Raw genomic sequence first — 23555 nt, 5'->3', positions numbered from 1 at the left:
GCCGTGGGCGGCGGAGTTCAGCTTTTCCCGCCAGCGGCCCGCCGGCTGCGCGCATTTCGCTGCTGCTATTCGCCTGCCTGTGGAGCCAGGGAGCTTCGTGGTTGCGCATCATGCCGAGCGATCCCCTCTCCCGCTTGCGGGGGAGGGTTAGGGAGGGGGAGCGGAGTCAGGGTTGGCAGAGGTGTGTCGGCGAAGTCCGTTGCCCTCACCCCAGCCCTCTCCCAGAGGGAGAGGGAGCCGTTCGGCGTGGGCGATGAATTCGCAGTCGTCCTGAGACTTCGTCAGTGACGTAGGGCGAATAACCGTTCGCGGTTATCCGCCGATACACCGAGGTCATGGCCAACGCCCAGATCCCCCCGGAGCTGCTGGAAACCAAGGCCAAACGGCGGATAACGCCATAGGCGTTATGCGCCCTACAGCCCGGACGTAGGAGCAACTGTGAAGCGCTTTTCGTAGGATGGGTTGAGCCTTGGCGAAACCCATGCGGTCGTGGCGATGGGTATCGCTTCGCTCAACGCCATCCTACGGATTGTGCTTGCGGACGTAGGAGCGGACTTCGTCCGCGATCCGGCCGGCAGGCCGGCCTCAGCGCTCCTCGCCCAACTGCTGCCACATCCGCCGCGTCAGGCGTTGCCGGGTCTCGCCCCAGCTCGTCCAGGGGTCATCCTCGCCCTTCAGCGCCAGGCGCTCGTCGATGCTGCCCAGGTTCCAGGCATTGGCGCCGCGCAACGCATCCAGCTCGCCCTCGGCCACCGGCACCGACACCGGCAGGCCTTCGCGGGCGCGAACCGACCAGGCGCACACGGTGCTGGCGCCGCGGCTGTTGCGCAGGTAGTCGACGAAGATCCGCCCGACGCGGTTCTTCGGCCCGGATACGGCGCTGAAGCGGTCCGGCATCTGCCTGGCCAGGTGGCGGGTGATGGCGTGGGCGAAGTCCTTGACCTCGTCCCAGCCGTGGCGGCGCTCCAGCGGCACCAGGATGTGCATGCCCTTGCCGCCGCTGGTCTTGAGGAAGCAGGCCAGGCCCAGTTCGTCGAGCACTGCGAGGGTCAGCCGGGTCGCCTCGATCATCCGCGCCCAGGGCAGGCTGGGGTCGGGGTCCAGGTCGAGGACGAAGCGGTCGGGGTGCTCCAGGTCGTCCACCCGGGCGTTCCAGGTGTGCAGCTCGACCACGCCCATCTGTGCGGCGCCGGCCAGGGCCTTGGCGGTGGCGATGCGCAGCAGCGGCGCGTGGCCCGGGTCCAGGCGCGGGTCCAGCTGTTCCACTCCGGGCATGGCGTTGCGCGAGGCGTGGCGCTGGAAGAACACCTCGCCGCCGACGCCGTCCGGGGCGCGCAGCAGCGATACCGGACGGTCGCCGAGCCAGGGCAGGATGTGCTCGGCGGCCCTCTCGTAGTAGCGCGCCAGGTCCAGCTTGCGCAGGCCGCTGGCGGCGTCGATCACCCGCTCGGGGTGGGTGATGGCCACGCCGGCCACCTTCGCGTCGTCCTTCGCCGCCTTGCGCGGGCGTTTCGCCGTGGGCTGCGCGCCCTCCCCGGCCGCCGGCTTCGCGCGTTCCTCGACTATCGCCTTGGCGGGCTTGTCGTTGCGCAGGCCGTGGAACACCGCGTGGCGCACCAGGCCCTCGCGGGTCATTTCGGCAAAGGCCACTTCGCAGAGCCGCTCGGGGCGCAGCCAGGTCACGCCCTGGAAGGCCTGGCCGCGCGGCGGCGAGGCCAGCGGGCAGGTCTTGCTGGCCAGCGGGCGCAGGCTGTCGTGCACCCGCTTGAGGGTGGCGGCGTCGAAGCCGGTGCCCACCTTGCCGGCGTAGCGCAGTTCGCCCTGGTCGTCGTGCAGGCCCAGCAGCAGCGCGCCGAAATGCCGGCGGCTGCCCTTGGGCGGGGTCAGGCCGAGGATGACGAATTCCTGGCGGCGCTTGCACTTGAGCTTGATCCAGTCGGTGGAGCGGCGCTCGACATAGACGCTACCGGCGCGCTTGCCGATCAGCCCTTCCAGGCCCAGACGGCAGGCGCTGTCGAGGATGCTGCGCGGGTCGTCGGTGAAATCCTCCGAGTAGCGCAGGCGGTCGCTGGCATTGTGCTTCAGCAACCCGGCCAGCATGGCGCGGCGCTGCTCCACGGGCTGCCGGCGCAGGTCCTCGCCGTCCAGCCAGAGCAGGTCGAACAGGGTGTAGCGCACCTCGTCGCTGGCGCCGACGTCGAAGGCGTTCTGCAGGCGCTGGAAGTCCGGGCGGCCCTCCTCGTCCACCACCAGGATTTCGCCGTCGAGCCAGGCCGACTCCAGCGGCAGGGCGCGCAGCGCGGCGCAGATGTCCGGCAGGCGCTCCGCCCAGTCGTGGCCGTTGCGCGTCTGCAGGCGCACCTCGCCCTTTTCCACCCGTGCCAGGATGCGGTAGCCGTCGAGCTTCAGCTCGTAGCGCCAGTCGCCCTCCGGGGGCGCATCCAGCAACGTGGCCAGTTCCGGGGAGATACGCTCGGGCATGGCGCCGGCCTTGGCGGCCTTGCGGCGCGGCGCCTTGGCCGCGGCGGCGCGCCTGGGCGGGTCGGCCGGCTTTTGCGCCGGTGCCGCCTCGCCGGGCAGCGTCCGCCCGCTGAGCACGCTCTGCGGCGCCTCGGCGAGGATGTCGTGGCGGGGGAAGTCGCGGGCCTCATCGTCGCGCCCCTTGACCAGGAACCACTGCGGCTTGCGCCCGGCCATGCGCGTGCGGATGAGGTTCCAGCTGCCGTGCAACTTGCTGCCTTCCAGGCGGAACTTCAGGTGGCCGTTCTCCAGGCCCTGCCGCGGGTCGCCCAGGGGCTGCCAGCGGCCGCGGTCCCAGACGATGACGTCGCCGGCGCCGTAATGGCCCTCGGGGATGTGGCCCTCGAAGCCGGCGTATTCCAGCGGGTGGTCCTCCACCTCGATGGCCAGGCGCTTCACCGAAGGGTCCAGGCAGGGCCCCTTGGGCACCGCCCAGCTCTTGAGCACGCCATCGAGTTCCAGGCGGAAGTCGTAGTGCAGGTGGCTGGCGTCATGCTTCTGGACGACGAACTCCAGTTCCCCGGCCTGGTGTCCGGGGGCCTCGCCGCGCGGCTCCGGCGTGCCACTGAAGTCACGGCGGCGGGCGTACTCCTCCAGGCTCGGCGTATCACTGGCCATGGGCGTTTCCTCCGCGGCGGGCCGCTTCAGCGTTCTTCCTCGTCAGTGTCCGGCGGCGACACCTGGTCGGTCCAGGGCTTGCCGTCCAAAGGCGCGGAGCGGCCCAGCTCGGCCTCGTCCAGGCCGATGCCGCCGCCGATCTCCTCCTCGCCCACCACCCGCAGTTCGCGGTCCACCGGGGTTTCGTCGGCGGGGTCGAGTTCGGACTCGGTGCCTTCGTCGAGCAGCGTCTCCGGGGCCAGGTCGTCGCTGTCCACGTGGTCCTCGTACTCGCCGTCGACCAGGGTCTCGCCGCCGGTCATGCCCATCTCGGCGGCCCGCTGCGGCGGGAACTCCTCATTCACTTCGCGGCGCGGACGCTCGTCGCCGATGCGGCCCGCGGCGCGCTCGTCCTCGAAATCCAGTTCGCGCACCGAGCCCATGCGGTCTTCGGTGTCGTCGATTTCCTGCGGCTGGCTGTGCTTGCGATCGTCGCTCATGGCCTTCTCCTCTTGCTGAGCGCCGCCCTGTCCGGCCACCTACGGGCCGCGCGCGGCGCATGGGCCTCAGGGGGAAATGGGGTCGCTGGCGGGGAAGGTTTCTTCCAGGGAGTGGTCCAGTTGCCGTTCCTGCGCCTTCTTCAGCCTGCCGCTGTCGGCGCAGGGGCATTCGGGGTCCTTGCACTGGCGGTCCTCGGGGTGGCCCTGGGCGCAGGCCTGGCAGCAGAAATAGCGCTCGCCCTCGCGCACGGCGGCGGCGTCCAGCTCGCAGATGCAGTTGGGGCAGGCACAGATATCGGGTTTCATTTCCAGGCTCCTCCGTGCGTCAGCTCTACCTCGGTTGAGCCGGACGCAAGCGGGGAGTTCAGCTTTTCCCGCAGGCGACGCCGCCGCGCCTCAGGCGGCGGCGTAGGTGCGGATCAGCTCCTGGCCCAGGCTTTCCACCTGCTCGGCGGTGCAGAGTTCCTCGCCGCTGATGCCCACCACCGTGGTGGGCGCCCTGCCCTGCGACGGGTGGCGCAGGCTGATGGCGTAGCAGCCATCGAGCTGCCGGCAGCAGTTGAAGCGGAACCCCGGATGGTTGTGCTGCAACAAGGCTTCGATTTCGCCACGAGTGAAATGCGTCATGCGGATACCCTCCCCGGGAAAAAGCCCCTCTTTCGGGAAAAGGTAGCGCCGGTCGCCAGCGAAAAAAGGCTGGCAGGACGCCATCCTTTGGCCATGCAGAATGCCTGATTGGCAAAAGCGCTCCGCGGGTCATCCACTTAGCGGGACCGCGGACCTGCGCGCCGCTTTCTTGTCGCCAAAAAAGACGCCGGGGCCGACGAGCGGTACGCGCCCCAGGGCGTTATCGGTACCGCCGTACCAACCGCCGGCGCCTGCCGCAGCCGCGGCGCGCCTCGACACCACTTCGCCAGCATCCGGGCTTGCAGTAAGGCGCCGGGCGTTGCCGAGGCTTTGCAATGCGCAAGCATCAAAGGGCCATCTATTCAGCTGAAAGTTCAACGTAAACAGCCGCTTAGGAATAGCGGCACGGGCGGAACGATTGCTGCAAAGGCATCGGCTACCCAACCAACACACAGGGAGTACGTCATGCCTGCCATTTCCAACGCCGCCATCGAATACCTGCAGAACCAGTTCCGCGCCTATGCCCCGCAATTCTCCTACCGCCCCGACGGCTCGGTGCTGATGGACCTGCACGACGCCAACGGCGAGCGCATCGCCCTACGCGTGCTGCACAAGGAAGAGCAGGAAAACGACGTCCTGCTCAACAGCCTGGTGGAGCGCATCCGCCGCGACCTGATCACCGAGTCGGGTCCGCTGCAGCCGGACAACGTCGACTGGTTCCTCAAGCGTATCGAGCTGCGCACCTTCGTCCCCGGCAACTACCGGCACCGGCCACGCAAGATAGTGGTCGCCGGCGAGCGCCTGCGCGCCCTGGCCGAGCGCAACCCGCGCTGGTAACCCCCCTGCCCCGCCGCCGGCATGCGCCGGCGGCGGGACCTGCGCTCAATGCGGCCGCGCCACCGCCCGCAGCAGGTTGGCGCCCAGCTTGTCGGCATTGCAGCTGGCGACGTTGGCCAGGGACACCACGCCCACCAGGCGTTTCTGCCGGTTCACCACCGCCAGGCGGCGCTTCTCGATCTGCCCCATGTTCTTGGCCACGTGGTCCAGCTCCTCGTCGTCGAAGCAGTAGCAGACGCCGGGACTCATCACCTCGCTGACCGCCGTGCGCCCGTCCAGGCCATCGGCCAGGCCGCGCACCACCAGGTCGCGGTCGGTGACCACGCCGGTCATGCGCTCGCCCTCGCCGACGATCAGGGCGCCGATGTCCGCCTGGCGCATCAGCAGCGCCGCCTCCTGCAGGGTGGTGGCCGGGTCGATGGTGCGGACTTCGCGGCTCATGACTTCGCTGACTTTCATCGCTGTTCTCCTCAAGGGTGGACTCACCTGTGTGGAAAGTCCGTCGCCGCCAGGGTTCGAAGAATCTGCCCGGGCGTCAGGCGTGCACCGTCCACTGGCAGGTGGAATCGGCGATGGGCATGGCGTCCACCCGCTCGACCAGGCCGCAGGCGATGGCTTCCTGCGCCCCGAGGATGCGCGGGTAGGCCATCAGGTAGCTGGGAATGTCCAGGCGCTCCGCCGCGCCCCGGGTGCGCTCGTCGACGATGTCGGCGTAGAGCTTCAGGTCGTAGTCCAGGCTCATGGCGTATTCCGCCATGCGCGCATGGTCCACCGCGCCGTGCAGCGACCAGTGGAAGGGGTGGAACAGGAACTTGCTGTACAGGCACGCGGTGCGCACCTGGCCGGCGAGGAACAGGATGTTGCCCATGGACTCGACTGTGCCGAGGTTGTGGGTGTCCACCTGCACCGGCAGCGAGAGCAGGTAGTTGTAGAGGGTGAAGCCGTAGCTGCAGTCGCCGCCCATGGTGGCGATGTTCAGCTGCAGGTGGCTGGCGCCCTGCTGCAGGGCGCGGGTGCAGGTGCTGATGAGGTTGCCGCAGGTGGAGGAGTTGATCGGGCCGGTGAAGTGGATGATGTGGGTGGACATGGGGGCTCCTGGGGGCGTGGGTCGCTGGGCTGGACTCTCTGGTGAGTCGCGGGGGTGGGTGGGGGAGCCATTGGGGCGACGAATGGTGGTGAGGTGTAGTTCCGTCCTTCACTTCGTCATTCCCGCGAACGCGGGACGCGGCTCCATCGCGAACAGCGCTTGCGCTGGCCCGACGGGGAATAACCCAGCTGCCTTGGCTTGGGTGTTTCTGCGCCGCTCCGAGTTTGCCCGACCGTCTTGTTTCGCCCCCTCGGGCGAGTCCCTTTTGTCAATCGCCACAAAAGGAACCAAAAAGGCTTGCCCCAACATACGGGCCCGATAAAGCCGGGCTACCCTCACGAATTCCCCCGCCACGGAGGCCCGCCCCGAGGGTACGTCCCTGTAGCCCATCGGGGCTCTCGCGACATCCATGTCGCATGACCTCCTGAGCGCCGGTTTCGCTCGGCCTGCTGAAGGGGCGTTTCGGAGTGCGCGGATGTTTCGCTGGAAATCCGAATCGCGGACAAGGTCCGCTCGGTTCCAGGAAGCACGGGCGTAGGAGCGGACCTTGTCCGCGATTGGACTCAACGCCCCCGCCGGACACTCCGGTGGCACGGACGGCCCCCTCTCCCGCTTGCGGGAGAGGGTTGGGGTGAGGGTGCTCTTGACCCCGACCGCCGGCGTTATCCGCCGGATCGCGGACAGAGTCCTCCTACGCTGCCCCACCCGCGCCATTCCCATGTAGGAGCGCGCCCTGCGCGCGATTCGCGGGCAGGGCCCGCTCCTACAGTTCCAGGAAAGCCCCGTAGGATGGGTTGAGCGAAGCGATACCCATCGCCACCACCGCATGGGTTTCGCAGGCTCAACCCATCCTACGAAAAGCGACTCGGTGCAGCAGGCAAGACGGTTGCGCCTACGGCTCCAGGAAGCACCGGCGTAGGAGCGGACCTTGTCCGCGATTGGACTCGTCGGCTACGCCAGCCCCACCGGCGCCTGGCTGTTCTCTTCCAGCAACTCGACCACCACCTCCCGCAACGCCTCATCCACATCGCCCTTGCGCGCCAGGTGGCGGCGAAAACTGCGAACCTGCCGCACCGCGCTGCCACCCTCACGGGCCAGCCGGCAGGCATGGGCATAGGCCCATTCGTTGCCGGCACGCGCCGCTGTCCCACACTGCGCCCAGGCCAGTTCCAGCCACCGCGCCAGGTCCACGCAATCCCCATCGGCCAGCAGAAAGCGCGCCCGGCAACCGTGGCGCTGGGCCTGCCAGTAGTTCTCTGCCAGCAGCGCCCGCAGCCGGTGCGGCTCCTCTGCGTCGGCATCGGCCATGGCCTGGGTGAGCAGCGCGCGGAACAGCCCGGCGATGCACAGCGCATCGGCCAGGCGCGGGCAGGCGTCGCTGATGCGCAGTTCCAGGGTCGGGTAGCGTGCCGAGGGCCGGACGAACCACCAGGCGTGGCCCGGCTCGCGCATCAGGCCCCGGGTGTGGAGCAGCTTCAGGTAGGCCTGGTAGGCCGGCTCGTCGTCGAACCAGGGCGGGATGTCCATCCGCGGCCATTGCCCGGACAGCGCCCGGCGGTAGCTCGCCAGCCCGGTGTGGCGGCCCTGCCAGAATGGCGACGAGCAGCTCAGCGCCAGCAGCAGCGGCGCCCAGGGCAGCACCCGGTTCAGCAGCGCCACCCGGTCCGGCCCCGGCGGCACTTCCACGTGCACGTGCAGGCCGCACAGCAGGCTGTTGCGGGCCGGCTGCACGTAGTCCTCGAACAAGGCGCGGTAGTGCGGCTGCTCGCTGGGCGCGGCGTCGGCGAGGCGGCTGAACGGGTGCGCACCCACCACCAGGCTGCGCAGGCCGTTGGCCCGGGCCAGCTCGCTCAGCTGCGCGCGGCCGCGGGCGAGAAAGGCGGCGGCCTCGCCCAACTGGCGGAACACCGGGCTGACCAGTTCCGCCTGGCACTGGAACATCTCCTCGGCGAAGCAGTTGCCCAGCGCCCGACGGCAGGCCTGCGCCCATTCGGGCGGGACCTGCCGGGCCAGGTCGAGGCTGGCGCCGTCGACGAGGAAGGCCTCTTCCTCGATGCCGAAGCGGGCCGGTGGGTGGGCGGGCGTCGCGACCATGGGGATCCCTGCCGGAAGGGTTACAGGATCGACGCCGCGGCCCCGCCCCGGGTTCCGTTTTTCCCACGCGCAGCCGCTGGTGCCGATCGTTGAAACCTTCGCCGCCGGCGCCACTCGCAATGTTCAGGAACCATCGCCAGAGGAGCCGCCCCATGAACCTGCCCTGCACTCCGCCCCGCGAAGAGGCGGTCGATGCCCGTTCGCTGCACAGGGCGCTGCTCCATGCGCCCCTGGAGCACCTGACGGCGGCCGAAACCTTCCTCGACCGGCAACTGCGCCAGGCGGCCGAGCTGCCCGTCGACCTGCCCGACACCCCGGCGGCCTGGCCGCAGTGGCTGGACGCGCGGGCCGCCCGCACCGCGCGGGACTATGCCCGGTACCTGGCCGAGCGGCATGCCGGCGCGCCGCGGCGCTACTTCCGCAACCGCGCCCACGCGCTGCACTTCCTGCGCGGCGTGGCCCCCACCAAGCTGGTGGACGGCGCCTGGCTGTATGGCGTGCTGGGCCATGCCGGCGACGCCCGCCTGCTGCCCCTGCTGCATACCTACCTGGAGGAACTCGGCCGCGGCGTGGCCGCCAGCAACCACGTGCTGATCTACCGCCACCTGCTGGAAAGCCTGGGCTGCGCCGGCGCGGCCGAGCTGTCCGCCGAGCACTACGTGCAGGGCGCGGTGCAACTGGCGCTGGGCTGCCTGGCCGGGCAGCGCCTGCCCGAGCTGATCGGCTACAACCTGGGCTACGAGCTGCCGCCGCTGCACCTGCTGGTGACCACCTGGGAGCTGCAGGAGCTGGGCATCGACGCCACCTACTTCCGCCTCCACGTGACCATCGACAACGCCAGCTGCGGCCACGCCCGCCGGGCCCTGCAGGCGCTCTACAACCACCTGCCGGACAAACCGCGGCGCCAGGCCTTCCTCGCCCGGGTGCGGGCCGGCATGGGGCTGAACGACGTCGGTCTGTCCAGCACCCAGGTGATCGACGGCTTCGACCTCGACCGCGAGCTGCTGGCCATGCTGGAGCGCAAGCAGCCCTTCGCCCGCCACCTGCACAGCGACCGCACGCGCATCCAGGGCCGCACCCTGAACCAGTGGCTGGCCGCGCCCTGGGGCGTGGCCGCGCTGCTGCGGGCGCTGCAGCAGGAGGGCTGGATCCGCCGCGACGCCGACCCGGCGCACAGCCGCTTCTGGCGCCTGGTCAGTGGCCCCGACGCGGCCATGTTCGGCGTCTTCGATGGCTATGAGCAGCAGCTGCTGCACGACTGGATCGCCGGCAGTTGGTCGCCTCCGCACGCCCCTGGCCGGCGCGCGCCGCAGCCGGTGGCGCTGGAAGCGGCGCCGGCCGACCTCGACGAGGAAGAACGCCGGCTGCGCCGCGAACTGGCCCAGCTGGCGCCGCACCAGCGCCGCCGGCACCTGCTGCCGCTGCTGGCCCCGCAGCGCCACTGGACGCCGCTGGGCCTGCTGGCCACCCGCCTGTTCAGCCAGGACCTGGGGGTGGCGCCATGACGCCGCTGCCGCCACGCCTGGAAGCCCTGCTGGCGCTGGGGCGGCGCCTGCGCGGGGAAGGCTACGCCTTCGTCACCGTGAGCCCGGCCACCCACGCGCGGGTCAATGCCCGCGAGGAAAACGCCCTGGCCCGCGACCTGCGCGACGTCTTCGGCTGGAGCCGGCCCTTCGCCGAGGACCTGCTCGAGCGCTCGCTGTTCTCCCTGCTGGCGGCCGCCGACCTGCTGCAGTGGGACGGCCGCCACTGGCACAGCAAGGTGCGCTGGTCGAGCCTGGAGGACCAGTTGTTCGCCCATTCGGCCTACCCCACCGAGGCGGCCGAGGCGGTGTTCTTCGGCCCCGACACCTACCGTTTCGCCCGCGCCATCGCCCAGCACCTGCGCACGCTGGACAGCCGCGACATCCATCGCGCGGTGGACATCGGCTGCGGCGCCGGGCCCGGCGCCATCCTCCTCGCCGGGGCCTGCCCGCAGGCGGAGGTACATGCGCTGGACATCAACCCCCACGCCCTGGCCTTCACCCGCGTCAACGCGCTGCTGGCCGAGGCGCCGCAATTGCAGGTGCGCCGCAGCGACCTGCTGGAGGGCCTGGCCGGCGACTTCGACCTGATGGTCGCCAACCCGCCCTACATGCTCGACGCGGCCCAGCGCACCTACCGCCATGGCGGCGGCTCCCAGGGCGCGGAGCTGTCGTTGCGCATCCTCGAAAGCGCCCTCGGCCGCCTGGCGCCCGGCGGCAGCCTGCTGCTCTACACGGGCGCCGCGGTCATCGACGGCGAGGCGCCGCTGTGGCGCCAGGCGAGCCGGCTGCTGGCGGCCCGCCCCGGCTGGGAATGGCGCTACGAGGAACTGGACCCGGACGTGTTCGGCGAAGAGCTGGAAGTGCCCGCCTACCGCCAGGTGGAACGCATCGCCGCGGTGCTGCTGACCTTGCGGCGCCTGGCCTGAAGGCCTCAGGGTTGGCGGTAGTGCCCCGGGGTGGTGTCGCGCTCCTGGCTGCGCTTGACTTGGCTCGCCTGTACCAGCGCCTCTTCGGCATCGAGGTCGCCGTAGGCCACCAGCGCGCGGCCCTCGGCTTCGTTCAAGGCTGCCGGCATGTCCTGCGCCTTCTTCACAGCCACGGCTGCACGGGCGGGCTGTGCAGCGCCACGTCGATGGCCAGGCCCAGTTCATCCAGGCCCGCCGGTTTGAGCAGCACGGGGTAGGAGCGGCCGTGGGTGGCCGAGCGCTGCGGGTCCTGGGTCAGCACCAGCACCCGCGTCAGCGGGCGCAGCGGCAGGGACGACTGGATCAGCGCCGGGCCGGTGTGCGGCCCGGCGAAGGGCTCGTCCACCAGCATCAGGTCGATCACTACCGAGGACGCCAGGTGATCCAGCGCCTGTTCCGTATCGCCCGCGCTGAGCACCGCGTAGCCGCGCTCCAGCAACAGCTGCTCCAGGCGCCACAGCTGGTCGGCCTGCTCGGCGAGCAGCAGCACCACCTTGTCCGTTTCGCTCATGTCTCGTCCCTCCTGTCGGTCAATGGAGCCTTTGCACTACCAGGCAGGAACCGAGCAAGAACCACGCCCACCCGCCACCCGGGAGCGAAGCCCGGCGCAGAGCATCCGCGCCACGCCGCATGGCAGGACGACATCAGCAGAATGCGCTGGCGGCTCCGCCGTGCGCTGCAAAATGCCCAGCGCAGCCGCCGGTAAGCTGGCCGGCACCAAGCGGCGCCGCCGCAGTCGCAGCAAAGAGCGGCCAAGCGAAGGTACCCGCCATGACAGAGCATCCCCGCCCCCTCCCGGCCGAGCCCGCGGAGGAGTTCAGCGAACGCAGCCACCCGGTCGCCGAGCACATGGCCGGCCAGCGCCGGGCCTGGCGCCTGGAGCGCCTGGGGCTGGCCGTCCTGCTGGGCATAGTGCTGGTGGCCCTGAGCGGCCTGTTCGCCAGCGGCCCGCTGAGTTCGCGCCAGTTGGCCAGCCAGGATGGCCGGCTGCAGGTGGAGTACGAGCGCTTCGGCCGCATCGGCGCCAGCCACAACCTGCACGTGCGCCTGCGGGGCGCCCCGGGCAGCCCGGCCGAGCTGCGCCTGGGCGGCGACTTCCTCGCCCGCCAGAGCGTGCAGAGCCTGCAGCCGATGCAGCGCGGCGACAGCTGGCGCGGCGGGCTGGCCATCCACGGGCGGCACGACGAGCGCGGCGAGTGGCACCTGTTCCTGACCTTGCTGCCCGACGCGCCGGGCCTGCTCGACTACCGGGTGGAAGGCGCCGGCCAGGCCCTGGAATTCAACCAGCTCATCTACCCCTGAGGAGGTGCCCCATGGAGTCGGTCCTGCGCGCCGCGGCCATCTACCTGCTGTTGCTGATCCTCTTCCGCATCGCCGGCAGGCGGTCGCTGGCGGACATCACCACCTTCGACCTGCTGCTGTTGATGATCATCGGCGAGGCCACCCAGCAGGCCCTGCTGGGCAACGACTTCTCGCTGATCAACGCGGCGCTGGTGATAGTCACGCTGATCGTCATCGACGTCGGCCTGTCGCTGCTCAAGCTGCGCCACCCGGCGGTGGACCGGCTGATCGAGGGCTCGCCGACGCTCATCGTCGAGTACGGCCGGCCCTTGCGCGCGCGCCTGGCCGAGGCGCGCCTGCGCGAGGAAGACATCCTCCTCGCCGCGCGCCAGACCCAGGGCCTGGAGCGCATGGAGCAGATCCGCTTCGCCATCCTGGAGAAGAACGGCAAGATCTCCATCATTCCCGAGAGCGGCAAATGAGCGGCTGCGAAGTGTTCTGCGTGGATCAGCGCGGCGGCTCGTCGCCTTCGGCCTGCTCCTGGTCGGCCACGCGCTGGGGCGTTTCCCCGGCGCCGGCGCTCTCGCCCATGCGCTGGTAGGTGTCGCGCAGCTTCTGCAGCTGCTCGGCGTCCAGTTCGTCCAGCCCCATCAGGGCGTCGTGGGCCGCGTGGGTGGTGCGCAGCAACTCGTCGATCTTGATGTGCAGGGCGTCGGTGTCGCGGTTCTGGGTGTTCTGGATGAGGAACACCATGAGGAAGGTGACGATGGTGGTCGAGGTGTTGATCACCAGTTGCCAGGTGTCGTTGAAGTGGAAGAAGGGCCCGCTGACGGCCCAGACCACCAGCAGCGCGCAGGCCACGGCGAAGGTCGGCGGGCGCCCGGCCCATAGCGACAGCCACTGGGCGAAGCGGGAAAACGACAGCCCGCCGGGCTTTTCCCGCTCGGCGCCAGCCGCGGCCGGGGGCGCCTCGTCGGCCTCCGGCGCGGCCGCCTTCGCACGCTGCCCCGGCCGCTCAGCCCGGGCGCTTCTCATCGCCGATCCCCTGGATGTCGATGTCCTCCGGCGAATACTCCGCCGTCGAAGCCGGGGGCTTCTGCACGCAACCCTCGCTGCCGTCCTCCTCGGGCGTCTCGATGACCGGGCCGGGCCGGCGCGGCTCGCCCTTGCGCTCGCGCACCGGCGCCTTCGGCGGGTCGTCATGTTCGGCCACGGGGCCAGGGCGGGGTTTCTGCACGATGGTGTTCTTCTCGCTCATCACGTTCTCTCCCGGGGCCGAGCCCCCAAAGCCTCTGGTGTCGCCCTCGGTGGAAAAGCGCCGCGGCCGAGAGTTCAGAAGTTCTCCCCGGCGGCAGCGCGAGCTTCGCCGTTTTCCTGAACTTCTGCCGCCTCGCCCCGACCAAAACTACTCATACGCATTGATAAGGGGGAATACCATGGCGTCGCTGAATTCCTGGCTCGAGCTCGCCTTCCTCGGCCGCCTGCTGCTGGTGGTGGCCGCCGCCTTCGTGGTCGCCGGGCTGCTGCACCTGCTCATCGGTTCCCTGAGAAAGCGCCTGGCGGCCAGGACCAGCCAGTGGGCCCGCTATGCCTCGGCGATCGCCAACAAGACCAGCAACCTGCTGCTGTTCGCCTTCTCGCTGATGCTGGCCCTCAAGCTGGTTGCCCTGCCGGGCAACTGGGAGGCGGCGCTGACCCATGGCTGGTTCGTCATCCTGGCGCTGCAGGTGGCCCTGTGGCTCGACGCCTGCGTGCGCCTGTGGACCGGCGAGCTGGCCCGCTCGCGCTTCGGCGGCATCCGCAACCCGGTGATGGCGACCCTCCTCTCGGTGGTGATCCTGATCGTCGTCTGGGCCGTGATGCTGCTGTCCATCCTGGCCAACCTGGGCGTCGACATCACCGCGCTGATCGCCAGCCTGGGCGTGGGCGGCATCGCCGTGGCGCTGGCCGTGCAGACCATCCTCAGCGACGTGTTCGCGTCCCTCTCGATCGGCTTCGACAAGCCCTTCGAGATCGGCGACTTCGTGGTGTTCGGCGACGTGGCCGGCAGCATCGAGCACATCGGCCTGAAGACCACGCGCATCCGCAGCCTCAGCGGCGAGCAGATCGTCTGCTCGAACACCGAGCTGCTAAAGCAGACGCTGCATAACTACAAGCGGATGAACACCCGGCGCATCGTCTTCCAGTTCGGCATCAGCTATCGGACCTCGGCCGAGCAGGCCAAGGCGGTGGCGGAGCTGGTGAAGGAAATCATCGACGCCCAGCGCGAGGCGAAGTTCGACCGCGCCCACTTCCTCTGCTTCGACGAGAGCCGCCTGCTCTACGAGGTCGTCTACATCATGCAGACGGCCGACTACAACCGTTACATGGACGTGCAGCAGCAGATCAACCTGGGGCTGCTGGCCGGGGTGCAGGCGCTGGGCGTCGACTTCGCCTTCCCGGTCCGCGAGCTGCGCAACGTCGAGGCGCCGGGCGATACCCCGCGCGGCCAGGAACGCCATTTCGCCCGCCCGCCGGCGCAGAACGGCGGCCAGGGCTCCACCAGCCATTGAGCGGGCGCCTCAGTCCTCGGGCGCGGAACGCTCGTAGCGCGCAGTGAAGGCCTGGATGAAGGCGTTGCGCAGGATACCGAGGAAGGCCTGGAACGCGCTGACGTCCCGGTCATGGATGTTGCCGCTGAGCTCGACGCGGGTCGCGAACTGGTCCTTGCGCTGGTTCTTCAGCAGCGTCTCGCCGCCGCCCACCAGCGCCTCCCAGATGGAGCGGAACAGGCCCTTGTCCTTCTCCTCCACGTCCTGCTGCCAGTTGAACACGTCGACGTCGCGCAGCAGCGGCTTGATGTAGCCGCTGAGCCGGCCCTCGTCCGCCCTGGCCTCGATCACCAGGGTGCCGTGGCCCTGGTTGAAGTCGAACTTGCCGTAGGCCGCGGCGAAGTCGTTCACCCGCCGCAGCTCCACGTCGCTGGCGCGCAGGCGCAGCTCGAAGTCCTCGAAGTTGGCGAAGGGGTCGAAGGACGCCTGCACCTCCAGCGGCGCCTGGCCGAACAGCTGGGCGTGGCCTTCGAAGCGGGCCACCCGCTCGCCCTTCTCGTCCCTCACGTTGGTCAGGTTGTACAGGCTCGCCTGCACCGCACTGGCGGTAAGGTGCACCGGCGGCCTGGAGCGGTAGTTGCGGAAGTGGATGCGGCCGTCGTCGATGCGCACCTCGTCCAGAGTGATGGGCAGCAGCTTGTCCAGCTGCTCGCGCCAGTCGGTGCCGGCGCCGCTCTGGGAGTCCTGGCGGTCGCCGCCGTCGACGAAGTTCAGCTGCGGCCGCAGGAACACCACCCGCGCCACAATGCCGTGGTCGTACCAGAGCGCGTGCCAGCTCACCGAGAGGTCGATCACCGGCGCGTCCAGCAGCGGCACCGGCACCTTGCCGTTGACCTTGACGATCTTCAGGCCATTGATCCGGTAGGCCCCGCGCCACAGCGCGAGATCGACGTCGGCGAGCTGGCCGTGGTAGTCGCCCATGCGGTCGAGCTTGCCGTTGAGGTAGTCGCGGATCACGTAGGGCAACGCGACATGCGCGACCAGCAGCAACGCCAGGATCGCCAGGACGCTCGACAGGAGCAGGCTGTAGCGTCTTTTCATCACCGCCTCCGGAGCTTCTCTGGCAGTGGACTGGCGCAGCGGACGGCGAGTTCAGTGCGGTGGCGGCCAGTCCGCGATGGGTGCGGCTAGACAAGTGTGGAGTCAGGGTTGGCAACGGTGTGTGGGCGAAGTCCGCTGCCCTCACCCCAGCCCTCTCCCAGAGGGAGAGGGGGCTGTCCGTGCCATCGGGGTGTCCGGTGCGCTCGGTGAGTCTAATCGCGGACAAAGTCCGCTCCTACGCCCCCGGCAAACACAACCCGTAGGATGGCGTTGAGCGAAGCGATATCCATCACCACAACCGGCAAGACAGTTGCTCCTACGTCCGTGCCTTCTGGCCGTAGGAGCGTCCCCACGTCACGCCGGCACCACCCCCACCTGCGCCTCCCTCGCCCAGATACGATGCTGCAGCAATGCGTTCTTCAAACCAGCGAACACATCCCCCACCGCCGTCCCCATCACCAGGCCATCGTCCGGCTGCAGCCCCAGTTGCCCCGGCAACGCCTGCGCATCGCCGCTGAAGGCCAGCGGCTTGAGGTGCTTGTAGGCCTCCAGCAGGTAATGCAGGCCGCGGCCGTCGCCGCCCAGGGTGACCGCCACCCCGCCCGGCACGTAGACCGCGTCGAAGGCCACCGAGGGCAGGCCGTCCCAGGTGCCCTGGGGTGCCAGGCTGGTGCCGCTGTCGGTCTTGACCGGCGCCGCCGTGGGGCCGATCAGCTTGGCGCTGGCGCCCTCCGCGCCCAGGGCCTGGAGCATGTCGCCTATCTCGCTTTCGCTGGCGCCGTCGGCCACCAGGATCGCCACCTTGCGCGAACGGATGTCGCCGGCCAGCAGGTTCACCTGGCTCAGCGCCGGCGATGGCTGCGGCGCCGGGCGCTGCGGGGCCTTCGCCGTGACCTGCACGCCGATCTGCGCGGCCACCCGCGCGGCCAGCTGGGCGTCGATGTTCACCAGCACCTCGTTGACCTCGCGCTCGCGGATCGCCTGGCGCTCCACCTTGCCCAGCTCGAAGGCGTAAGCGGCCACCACGTGATTCTGCTCGGCCTCGCTCAGACTGTGCCAGAACAGCGCGGCCTGGCTGAAGTGGTCGGCGAAGGACGCCGCGCGTTCGCGCACCTTGCTGCCGGTCATCGGCTCGTGGTAGCTGACGAAGCCGCCCTGGCGCGCCGCCGGCGGGGTTTCCCGGGGCCAGCCGGCGTCGATGGAGTTGGGCTCGTAGGAAGCCCGCCCGCGGTGCAGGCTGTGCTGGTGGTAGGCGTCGCGCTGGTTGTTGTGGAACGGGCACAGCGGCTGGTTGATCGGGATCTGGTTGAAGTTCGGCCCGCCCAGGCGCAGCAGCTGGGTGTCGGTGTAGGAGAACAGCCGGCCCTGCAGCAGCGGGTCGTTGCTGAAATCGATGCCCGGCACGATGTGGCCGACGTGGAAGGCCACCTGCTCGGTCTCGGCGAAGAAGTTGTCCGGGTTGCGGTCCAGCACCATGCGCCCGAGCAGCTGCACCGGCACCTGTTCCTCCGGCACCAGCTTGGTGGCGTCGAGCAGGTCGAAGTCGAACTTGTCCTGGTCGTCCTCGGCGATCACCTGCACGCCCAGCTCCCATTCCGGGTAGTCGCCCTTCTCGATGTCCTCCCAGAGCGTGCGGCGGTTGAAGTCCGGGTCCTTGCCGGCGAGCTTCTGCGCCTCGTCCCAGACCAGCGAGCAGGTGCCGGACTTCGGCCGCCAGTGGAACTTCACCAGGTGGCTCTCGCCGTTGGCGTTGACCAGGCGGAAAGTATGCACGCCGAAGCCCTGCATGTTGCGGAAGGCGATGGGGATGGCGCGGTCGGACATCAGCCACATGACCATGTGCGCCGACTCCGGCTGCAGCGAGACGAAGTCCCAGAAGGTGTCGTGGGCCGAGGCGCCGGTGGGGATCTCGTTGTGCGGCTCGGGCTTCACCGCGTGGACGAAGTCGGGGAACTTGATCGCGTCCTGGATGAAGAACACCGGCATGTTGTTGCCCACCAGGTCGAAGTTGCCCTCCTCGGTGTAGAACTTCACCGCGAAGCCACGCACGTCGCGCACGGTGTCGGCCGAGCCGCGCGGGCCCTGCACGGTGGAGAAGCGCACGAACACCGGGGTGCGCTTGCCGGCCTTGCCCAGGAACGCCGCCTTGGTCAGCGCGCTGCAGTCCTCGTAGGCCTCGAAATAGCCGTGGGCCGCCGAGCCGCGGGCATGCACCACGCGCTCTGGGATGCGCTCGTGGTCGAAGTGGGTGATCTTCTCGCGCAGGATGAAATCTTCGAGCAGCGAGGGGCCGCGCGGGCCGGCCCTGAGGCTGTTCTGGTTGTCGGCGATGCGCGTGCCGGTATTGGTGGTCAGGGATTGCCCGGTGGCGTCCTCGCGGTAGCGCTCCAGCTGTTCGAGCTTCTCGTTGACGTTGGCGCGGTCGGTGGTCTGGGTCCCCGCCAGTTGGCTCTGCTTGCCGGACTCTTTGTTCTGCGTCATCTGTCCATCTCCTGATCAGGTGGGCGGCGCCCATGGGCGCACTGGCTCTTGGTTGGGGGCGGGCGCGGCGGCGGAGTTCAGGCTTTTTTCCCGGCGGTAGGCCGGCGGCGCGTTCGGCGCTTGGTTTGAACCTCCGGCCTTGCCCGGCAGTCGGCTGGGAAACGACCTCCGCCGGAGCCGCCATGTCCCACGACCTGCCCACCGGCCTGCTGCAGGCCCTCGCCGACTTCGAACTCCCCCGCGACCTCAGCCGCCAGCCCGACACGCTGGGCCGGCGCCTGCGCGAGCTGTGCGCCGCCGGCCTCGACCAGTTGCCCCGCCCCGGCAGCGGCCGCACCCTGCAGCGCTGGCAGGCGCTGGCCACGGTGGCCGGCGCCGACCTGTCGCTGCTCAAGCTGTACGAAGGCCACACCGATGCCCTGGCGATCCTCGCCGAGCTGGCCCCCGAAGTGCCGCGGCGCCCCGGCGTCTGGGCGGTGTGGGCCGCCGACCCGCCAAGCCAGCGGGTACGCATCGAGGCGCGCCGGGGCGACGAGGTGCGCATCAGCGGGGTCAAGCCCTGGTGCTCCGGCGCCGCCCAGGTGGACCAGGCGCTGCTCAGCGTCCGGGACGAGAACCAGCGCCCGCAACTGGTGGCGGTGAGCCTGAAGCAGCCGGGCGTGCAGGTCGCCGAGGGCGGCTGGAACGCGGTGGGCATGGCCGCCACCGCCAGCGTCGAGGTCAGCTTCGCGGCAGCCGGGGCGCGTTGCGTGGGCGGGCCGCTGGCCTACCTGGAGCGCCCGGGCTTCTGGCACGGCGCGGCGGGCATCGCCGCCTGCTGGTACGGCGCGGCCAGCCGCCTGGCCAGTTACCTGCACCACGGCCACACCGACGACCCGCACGCCATGGCCCACCTGGGCGCGGTGGACGCCGCCCTGGCCGGCGCCGCCGGCGCGCTGCGGGAATGCGCCGGCTGGATCGACGGCAACCCCGACACCTGCGCCGAACTCGGCGCCCGGCGCGTGCGGGCCCAGGTCGAGGGCGCCGTGGAGGCGGTGCAATGGCACGTCGGCCACGCCCTGGGCGCCACGCCATTCTGCCGCGACCAGCATTTCGCCCAGTTGGCCGCCGACCTGCCGGTGTTCCTGCGCCAGAGCCACGGCGAGCGCGACCTGGCCTTCCTCGGCCTGCGCCTGACCGCCCAGGCCGCCGAGGCCTGGGCGCTATGAGCGCGACGCAGGACCCGATAGCCGCAGCCGGCGCCGGCACCGACCCGCAGGCCTGGCGCGCCTGCCGGGCGCTGCAGCGCTTGCCGCGGATCACCCCGCGGGCCCTGCTGGGCGAAGGGCGCCTGGTGCTGGTAGCGCCGCACCCCGACGACGAGGTGCTCGGCTGCGGCGGCCTGCTCGCCAGCCTGGGCGACTGGGCCGGCGAGCTGCTGCTGGTGTCGGTCACCGATGGCGAGGCCAGCCACCCCGGCTCGTCCCGCTGGACGCGCGAACGCCTGCGCGAAGTGCGCCCGCAAGAGAGCCGCGAGGCCCTCGCCCGCCTCGGCCTGGACCTGTCGCGCCTGCACTGGCGGCGCCTGGGCATGGCCGACGGCCAGGTCGCTGCGGCCCCCCTCGACACCGCCCTGCGCGGCCTGCTGCGCCCCGGCGACAGACTGCTCAGCACCTGGCGCCGCGACGGCCACCCGGACCACGAGCAGGTCGGCCTGGCCTGCGCGGCGGCAGCCACTGCCTGCGGCGCACGCCATTGCGAAGTGCCGATCTGGGCCTGGCACTGGGCCGCCCCCGGCGACCCGCGCCTGCCCTGGGCGCGGGCCCGGCGCCTGGACCTGGACGCGCGCGCCCGGGGGCGCAAGCGCCGGGCCATCGCCGCCCACGCCAGCCAGTTGCAAGCGGACCCCGCCCACGGCGCCGGCCCCATCCTCGGCCCGCACCTGCTGGAAACCCTCAACCAACCCTTCGAGGTGTACTTCCTGTGAGCCTGCCCGCCAGCCATTTCGAGGCGCTGTATGCCGACGATCCAGACCCCTGGGCCTTCCGCACCCGCTGGTACGAACGGCGCAAGCGTGCGCTGCTGCTGGCCTGCCTGCCGCGCCCGCGCTTCGCCCGCGGCTTCGAGCCGGCCTGCGCCAACGGCGAACTGAGCATCGAACTGGCCCAGCGCTGCGATGAACTGCTGTGCAGCGACCCCAGCGCCACCGCCGTGAGCCTGGCACGCCAGCGCCTGGCCAGCTGCGACCACGCCCGCGTGCGCCAGGGCGGCCTGCCCCAGGACTGGCCCGCCGGCCGTTTCGACCTGGTGGTGCTCAGCGAGCTGGGCTACTACCTCGATGCGGAGTCCTGGCGCCTGGCCTGCGAACGCGCCGCCGCCAGCCTGGAGCGCGGCGCCGCGCTGGCGGCCTGCCACTGGCGCCATCCGATCCAGGGCTGCGAACTGGCCGGCGACGCCGTCCATGCCCTGCTCGCCGAGGCCATGGGCACGCCGGCGCGGGTCTGCCACCTGGAACCGGACTTCCGCCTGGAGCTGTGGTTCGACGACAACGCCGGGGCCGCCCCGTGATCGGCGTGCTGGTGCCGGCGCACAACGAGGAACAGCGCCTGCGTGGCTGCCTGTTGTCACTGCTGGAAGCGGCGCGCCACCCGGCCCTGAACGGCGAGCCGGTAACCGTGCTGGCAGTGCTCGACAGCTGCACCGACGGCAGCGCGGCCATCGCCGCCGAGCTGGGCGTGACGGTGCTGCCGGTGAGCGCGCGCAACGTCGGCCAGGCCCGCCGCGCCGGCGCCCAGCACCTGCTGGGCCTGGGCGCGCGCTGGCTGGCCTGCACCGACGCCGACAGCCGCGTCGGCCCCGACTGGCTGGCGCGCCAGCTGGCCTTCGACGCCGAGGCGGTGTGCGGCACGGTGTGCCTGGACGACTGGTCGGCCCATGCCCCCGAGGTGCGCGCGCGCTACCTGCGCCACTACCAGGCCCGCGAGGGCCACCGCCACGTGCACGGCGCCAACCTGGGCATCTGCGCCCTGGCCTATCGCCGCGCCGGCGGCTTCCGCCCGCTACCGACCGACGAGGACGTGCACCTGGTGCGCGACCTGGAACGCTGCGGCGCGCGCATCGTCTGGACGCACCAGACCTGCGTGACCACCAGCGCCCGCCGCGACTACCGCGCCCACGGTGGTTTCGGCGCCTACCTGGAGAGCCTCGCCGAACTGCCGCTGGCGCAGGGCGAATGAGCCATCGCCGGCGCACCCGCGAGCAGCCGATCGCCCTCGAGCAGCGGCCAGGGGCTCAGGGCAGCTCGGCCGCGGCGGCGTAGCGGTGCGCGCCGCAGCGCCGGCAGCACTGGTGCAGCAGGCGCTCGTGGCCCACTTCCAGCATCTCCCGGCCTTCCCACTCGCAGCCCCTGAGCAGGCACAACAGGGCGGACTTCATGCCGGCGGCTCCCCTGCCCGGGACGGCTTGCAAGGTTTCATCACGCGCCAGCCTCAGGCCACGCCATCCAGGGCGCCGGCCTGCCAGCCGTCGCCGGGGCCGGGTTCGCCCTCGCAGGGCGTCAGCGGGACGATGCGCAGTTCGGTGATGTCCGCCGGGTTGCTGTCCGAATGCAGGCTTTCCAGTTGGAAGCGCGCCTGGTCGGGGGTCAGGTTGCCGCTGGGGGCATCCACCTCGTGGGAGCAGGGCTGGCCTTCGAGCTCGTAATGGATGCGAAAGCGCGGGGGCTGCGCCATGGTCGTGTTCCTCCGTGGTGCGTGGTCTCCGGCTGACCGGCGCTCCGGGCCAAGGTTCAGCCGCGCTCGCCGACCGGCCTACCGCGCCAAGGACGCCGTGGAGGAACAGGATGGTGTTGAGCTTGCGAAACCCATGCGGTTGCGCCGATGGGTATCGCTTCGCTCAACACCATCCTACGAAAAGCCATGCTCGCTCCCACGCAACCCCACCCGCGTCATTCCCCTGTAGGAGCGCGCCCTGCGCGCGAATCGCGGGCAGGGCCTCCTACAATTCCAGGGAGGTACGGTTTTGCCCCCCGCACCGAGGCGCTCTTCGTAGGATGGGTTGAGCTTGCGACACCCATGCGGTTGCGCTGATGGGTATCGCTTCGCTCAACACCATCCGACGAAAAGCCGTGCCCGCTCATGCGCCAGGACGCCGTCCGCGAGTTGAAATCCCCCCTGTATAAGAAGAAGTTATAACGACGCTTCGCCAGCCAGTTACCGTCATTTCCTGACGTCGGCTTTTCGGCGCGAGCGGGGCCAGCGGCCCCCTGCCCTGCGCTTCCTGCTCTGCCCGCCGCCGCACTGAAAACCTGAACGCCCGCCCCGCTGCCTTCTCAAACCAGAATGAACCACGGGACGAGGTACGCAGCATGTTCTCCTTCGCCAGCGAAGCCGGGCGCGAACGCCTTTGCCACGCCGCCGAACCGTTGCCGGAGCCGGACGCGGCGGACACCATCCCCTTCGGAGTCCGACGATGAACGCATTCGACGACCGCCGGCACGCCGGCAAGGCCCTGGCCGAGGCGCTACGCGAACGGCCCATGCACGAGCCCCTGCTGCTGGCCCTGCCCCGCGGCGGCGTGCCGGTGGCCTATGAAATCTCCCTGGCCCTGCAATACCCCCTGGAGCTGCTGGTGCGCAAGATAGGCGCGCCCGGCCACGAGGAATACGCCGTGGGCGCGGTGGTGGAAGGCGACCCGCCCAGGTGGGTGAAGGACGAGGACCTGCTGCGCCAGCTGCGCCTGGCGCCCGACTGGTTCGAACGCCGCCTGGCCGAACAGCTGCGGGAAATCGAGCGCCGCCGCGCCCGCTACTGTGGGCAGCAACCGCTGGCGTCACGCCGCGGCCGCGACCTGATCCTGGTGGACGACGGACTGGCCACCGGCAACAGCGTGCGCGCGGCGCTGCAGGCCCTGCGCGAGGACGACCCGCGGCGGATCATCCTCGCCGTGCCCGTGGGGCCGCCGGCCACCGTGGAGAAACTGCGGCCGCTGGTGGACGAGCTGGTGTGCCTGCTGACGCCGGAGGATTTCCACAGCGTCGGCCACTACTACCGGGACTTCCACCAGCTCGACGACCAGGAGGTCATCGACCTGCTCCGCCCCTCGCGGACGCCTTCCGGCGCCTGATCCGACGGTGCTTCAACCACTGGCGAAACTTCTTCGAACCATTGTCCGGCGATGCCTTCCCAGTAACTGTGTGGGCCGACTGGCGGCCCACCCAATGGATGCGATGCATCCGAGGAGCACTTTCATGACTTCCAAAAACACCAACCCCGGCAACTTCGCCAACGATCGCGAAAAAGCCTCCGAGGCAGGGAAGAAAGGCGGTCAGCAAAGCGGCGGCAACTTCGCCAACGACCGTGAGAAAGCCTCCGAAGCCGGCCGCAAGGGCGGGCAGCACAGCCATGGAGGCGGGCGCAGCTAAGCCCTCA

The 23555-nt window shown here is 70.3% G+C and carries 26 protein-coding genes and 1 pseudogene; 12 read left to right on the top strand and 15 right to left on the bottom strand.

Features of this window, described 5'->3' with window-relative positions:
- Window positions 1-585 precede the first annotated feature (585 nt).
- The 4 genes from ligD to PcP3B5_RS13250 form a co-directional block, all read right to left on the bottom strand.
- Window positions 586-3138 carry a DNA ligase D gene (gene ligD / locus PcP3B5_RS13265; RefSeq protein ID WP_061561528.1) on the bottom strand — a complete coding sequence of 851 codons (2553 nt, stop codon included), beginning with the start codon at window positions 3136-3138 and terminating at the stop codon, window positions 586-588.
- A 26-nt stretch (window positions 3139-3164) separates the two neighbouring features.
- Window positions 3165-3617 (bottom strand): hypothetical protein, encoded by a 453-nt coding sequence (locus PcP3B5_RS13260; RefSeq protein WP_061561527.1) that lies wholly within the window; start codon window positions 3615-3617, stop codon window positions 3165-3167.
- A 66-nt stretch (window positions 3618-3683) separates the two neighbouring features.
- Complete coding sequence (locus PcP3B5_RS13255; protein WP_043266464.1) at window positions 3684-3923, bottom strand: metallothionein; 240 nt, start codon at window positions 3921-3923, stop codon at window positions 3684-3686.
- Between the two features lie 90 nt (window positions 3924-4013).
- Window positions 4014-4244, bottom strand: a complete 231-nt coding sequence (locus PcP3B5_RS13250) for a hypothetical protein (RefSeq protein WP_009619807.1) — start codon at window positions 4242-4244, stop codon at window positions 4014-4016.
- Between the two features lie 465 nt (window positions 4245-4709).
- On the opposite strand from PcP3B5_RS13250, the gene PcP3B5_RS13245 reads away from it, so the two are divergent.
- Window positions 4710-5081 carry a DUF3509 domain-containing protein gene (locus PcP3B5_RS13245; RefSeq protein ID WP_061561526.1) on the top strand — a complete coding sequence of 124 codons (372 nt, stop codon included), beginning with the start codon at window positions 4710-4712 and terminating at the stop codon, window positions 5079-5081.
- 45 nt (window positions 5082-5126) lie between these two features.
- Here PcP3B5_RS13245 and PcP3B5_RS13240 read toward each other — a convergent pair whose 3' ends face one another.
- The 3 genes from PcP3B5_RS13240 to PcP3B5_RS13225 all read right to left on the bottom strand — a co-directional run bounded on the left by PcP3B5_RS13240 (window position 5127) and on the right by PcP3B5_RS13225 (window position 8262).
- Entirely contained in the window at window positions 5127-5540 is a 414-nt protein-coding gene (locus PcP3B5_RS13240; protein WP_043266468.1) for a CBS domain-containing protein, read from the bottom strand.
- Window positions 5541-5616: 76 nt separating this feature from the next.
- Window positions 5617-6168: an ATP-dependent Clp protease proteolytic subunit gene (locus PcP3B5_RS13235; protein WP_009619802.1), complete on the bottom strand. Its 552-nt coding sequence runs from the start codon at window positions 6166-6168 to the stop codon at window positions 5617-5619.
- 951 nt (window positions 6169-7119) lie between these two features.
- Window positions 7120-8262 (bottom strand): carboxylate-amine ligase, encoded by a 1143-nt coding sequence (locus PcP3B5_RS13225; RefSeq protein WP_061561524.1) that lies wholly within the window; start codon window positions 8260-8262, stop codon window positions 7120-7122.
- A 152-nt stretch (window positions 8263-8414) separates the two neighbouring features.
- Here PcP3B5_RS13225 and PcP3B5_RS13220 point away from each other — a divergent pair, with 152 nt between their 5' ends.
- Both PcP3B5_RS13220 and PcP3B5_RS13215 read left to right on the top strand, forming a co-directional pair.
- Entirely contained in the window at window positions 8415-9767 is a 1353-nt protein-coding gene (locus PcP3B5_RS13220; protein WP_061561523.1) for an iron-containing redox enzyme family protein, read from the top strand.
- Window positions 9764-10714 (top strand): N5-glutamine methyltransferase family protein, encoded by a 951-nt coding sequence (locus PcP3B5_RS13215; protein ID WP_058072378.1) that lies wholly within the window; start codon window positions 9764-9766, stop codon window positions 10712-10714. The genes PcP3B5_RS13220 and PcP3B5_RS13215 overlap by 4 nt, the downstream gene beginning before the upstream one ends.
- Window positions 10715-10719: 5 nt before the next feature.
- On the opposite strand, the gene PcP3B5_RS31825 is transcribed toward PcP3B5_RS13215, so the two are convergent.
- Both PcP3B5_RS31825 and PcP3B5_RS13210 read right to left on the bottom strand, forming a co-directional pair.
- Entirely contained in the window at window positions 10720-10863 is a 144-nt protein-coding gene (locus tag PcP3B5_RS31825) for a hypothetical protein (protein ID WP_160326801.1), read from the bottom strand.
- A gap of 14 nt (window positions 10864-10877) precedes the next feature.
- Window positions 10878-11264, bottom strand: coding sequence for a response regulator (locus PcP3B5_RS13210; RefSeq protein ID WP_058072379.1), 387 nt, complete (start codon window positions 11262-11264; stop codon window positions 10878-10880).
- 260 nt (window positions 11265-11524) lie between these two features.
- On the opposite strand from PcP3B5_RS13210, the gene PcP3B5_RS13205 reads away from it, so the two are divergent.
- Together PcP3B5_RS13205 and PcP3B5_RS13200 are read left to right on the top strand one after the other, a co-directional pair.
- Entirely contained in the window at window positions 11525-12055 is a 531-nt protein-coding gene (locus PcP3B5_RS13205) for a hypothetical protein (protein WP_043266477.1), read from the top strand.
- Between the two features lie 11 nt (window positions 12056-12066).
- Window positions 12067-12516 (top strand): DUF421 domain-containing protein, encoded by a 450-nt coding sequence (locus PcP3B5_RS13200; RefSeq protein WP_009619789.1) that lies wholly within the window; start codon window positions 12067-12069, stop codon window positions 12514-12516.
- A gap of 25 nt (window positions 12517-12541) precedes the next feature.
- Here PcP3B5_RS13200 and PcP3B5_RS13195 read toward each other — a convergent pair whose 3' ends face one another.
- Window positions 12542-12958 (bottom strand): low affinity iron permease family protein, encoded by a 417-nt coding sequence (locus tag PcP3B5_RS13195; RefSeq protein WP_061563254.1) that lies wholly within the window; start codon window positions 12956-12958, stop codon window positions 12542-12544.
- A 91-nt stretch (window positions 12959-13049) separates the two neighbouring features.
- Window positions 13050-13292, bottom strand: coding sequence for a hypothetical protein (locus tag PcP3B5_RS13190; protein ID WP_043266479.1), 243 nt, complete (start codon window positions 13290-13292; stop codon window positions 13050-13052).
- Between the two features lie 178 nt (window positions 13293-13470).
- Between PcP3B5_RS13190 and PcP3B5_RS13185 the strand changes: the two genes are divergently transcribed.
- Window positions 13471-14586, top strand: coding sequence for a mechanosensitive ion channel family protein (locus PcP3B5_RS13185; RefSeq protein WP_061561522.1), 1116 nt, complete (start codon window positions 13471-13473; stop codon window positions 14584-14586).
- 9 nt (window positions 14587-14595) lie between these two features.
- On the opposite strand, the gene PcP3B5_RS13180 is transcribed toward PcP3B5_RS13185, so the two are convergent.
- Both PcP3B5_RS13180 and katE read right to left on the bottom strand, forming a co-directional pair.
- A complete protein-coding gene (locus PcP3B5_RS13180; protein ID WP_061561521.1) occupies window positions 14596-15666 on the bottom strand; it encodes a DUF748 domain-containing protein in 1071 nt (356 codons plus the stop codon).
- A 354-nt stretch (window positions 15667-16020) separates the two neighbouring features.
- Complete coding sequence (katE, locus tag PcP3B5_RS13175; RefSeq protein WP_061561520.1) at window positions 16021-18147, bottom strand: catalase HPII; 2127 nt, start codon at window positions 18145-18147, stop codon at window positions 16021-16023.
- 182 nt (window positions 18148-18329) lie between these two features.
- On the opposite strand from katE, the gene PcP3B5_RS13170 reads away from it, so the two are divergent.
- The 4 genes from PcP3B5_RS13170 to PcP3B5_RS13155 are packed head-to-tail and all read left to right on the top strand — an operon-like array spanning window position 18330 to window position 21362.
- Window positions 18330-19355, top strand: a complete 1026-nt coding sequence (locus PcP3B5_RS13170; RefSeq protein WP_058072382.1) for an acyl-CoA dehydrogenase family protein — start codon at window positions 18330-18332, stop codon at window positions 19353-19355.
- Entirely contained in the window at window positions 19352-20113 is a 762-nt protein-coding gene (locus PcP3B5_RS13165) for a PIG-L deacetylase family protein (RefSeq protein ID WP_061561519.1), read from the top strand. The genes PcP3B5_RS13170 and PcP3B5_RS13165 overlap by 4 nt, the downstream gene beginning before the upstream one ends.
- A complete protein-coding gene (locus tag PcP3B5_RS13160; protein ID WP_043266490.1) occupies window positions 20110-20694 on the top strand; it encodes a methyltransferase domain-containing protein in 585 nt (194 codons plus the stop codon). The genes PcP3B5_RS13165 and PcP3B5_RS13160 overlap by 4 nt, the downstream gene beginning before the upstream one ends.
- Window positions 20691-21362 (top strand): glycosyltransferase family 2 protein, encoded by a 672-nt coding sequence (locus tag PcP3B5_RS13155; protein ID WP_061561518.1) that lies wholly within the window; start codon window positions 20691-20693, stop codon window positions 21360-21362. The genes PcP3B5_RS13160 and PcP3B5_RS13155 overlap by 4 nt, the downstream gene beginning before the upstream one ends.
- 55 nt (window positions 21363-21417) lie before the next feature.
- Here the strand turns inward: PcP3B5_RS13155 and PcP3B5_RS31990 are convergent, their stop codons facing one another.
- Window positions 21418-21561, bottom strand: coding sequence for a PSPA7_2676 family Cys-rich small protein (locus tag PcP3B5_RS31990; RefSeq protein ID WP_162839907.1), 144 nt, complete (start codon window positions 21559-21561; stop codon window positions 21418-21420).
- 53 nt (window positions 21562-21614) lie between these two features.
- Window positions 21615-21857, bottom strand: coding sequence for a hypothetical protein (locus PcP3B5_RS13150; protein ID WP_009619767.1), 243 nt, complete (start codon window positions 21855-21857; stop codon window positions 21615-21617).
- Between the two features lie 739 nt (window positions 21858-22596).
- Between PcP3B5_RS13150 and PcP3B5_RS13145 the strand changes: the two genes are divergently transcribed.
- Together PcP3B5_RS13145 and PcP3B5_RS13140 are read left to right on the top strand one after the other, a co-directional pair.
- The gene (locus PcP3B5_RS13145; protein WP_061561517.1) at window positions 22597-23250 is read left to right on the top strand and encodes a phosphoribosyltransferase; all 654 of its coding nucleotides are present in this window, start codon (window positions 22597-22599) and stop codon (window positions 23248-23250) included.
- Window positions 23251-23398: 148 nt separating this feature from the next.
- Window positions 23399-23548, top strand: a pseudogene (locus tag PcP3B5_RS13140) (con-10 family general stress protein); the annotation flags it as partial.
- Window positions 23549-23555 lie beyond the last annotated feature (7 nt).

Source organism: Pseudomonas citronellolis, from assembly GCF_001586155.1.
In the GTDB taxonomy this organism is placed as follows: Bacteria; Pseudomonadota; Gammaproteobacteria; order Pseudomonadales; family Pseudomonadaceae; genus Pseudomonas; species Pseudomonas citronellolis.
This window is presented reverse-complemented; position numbering and strand designations above follow the sequence as displayed.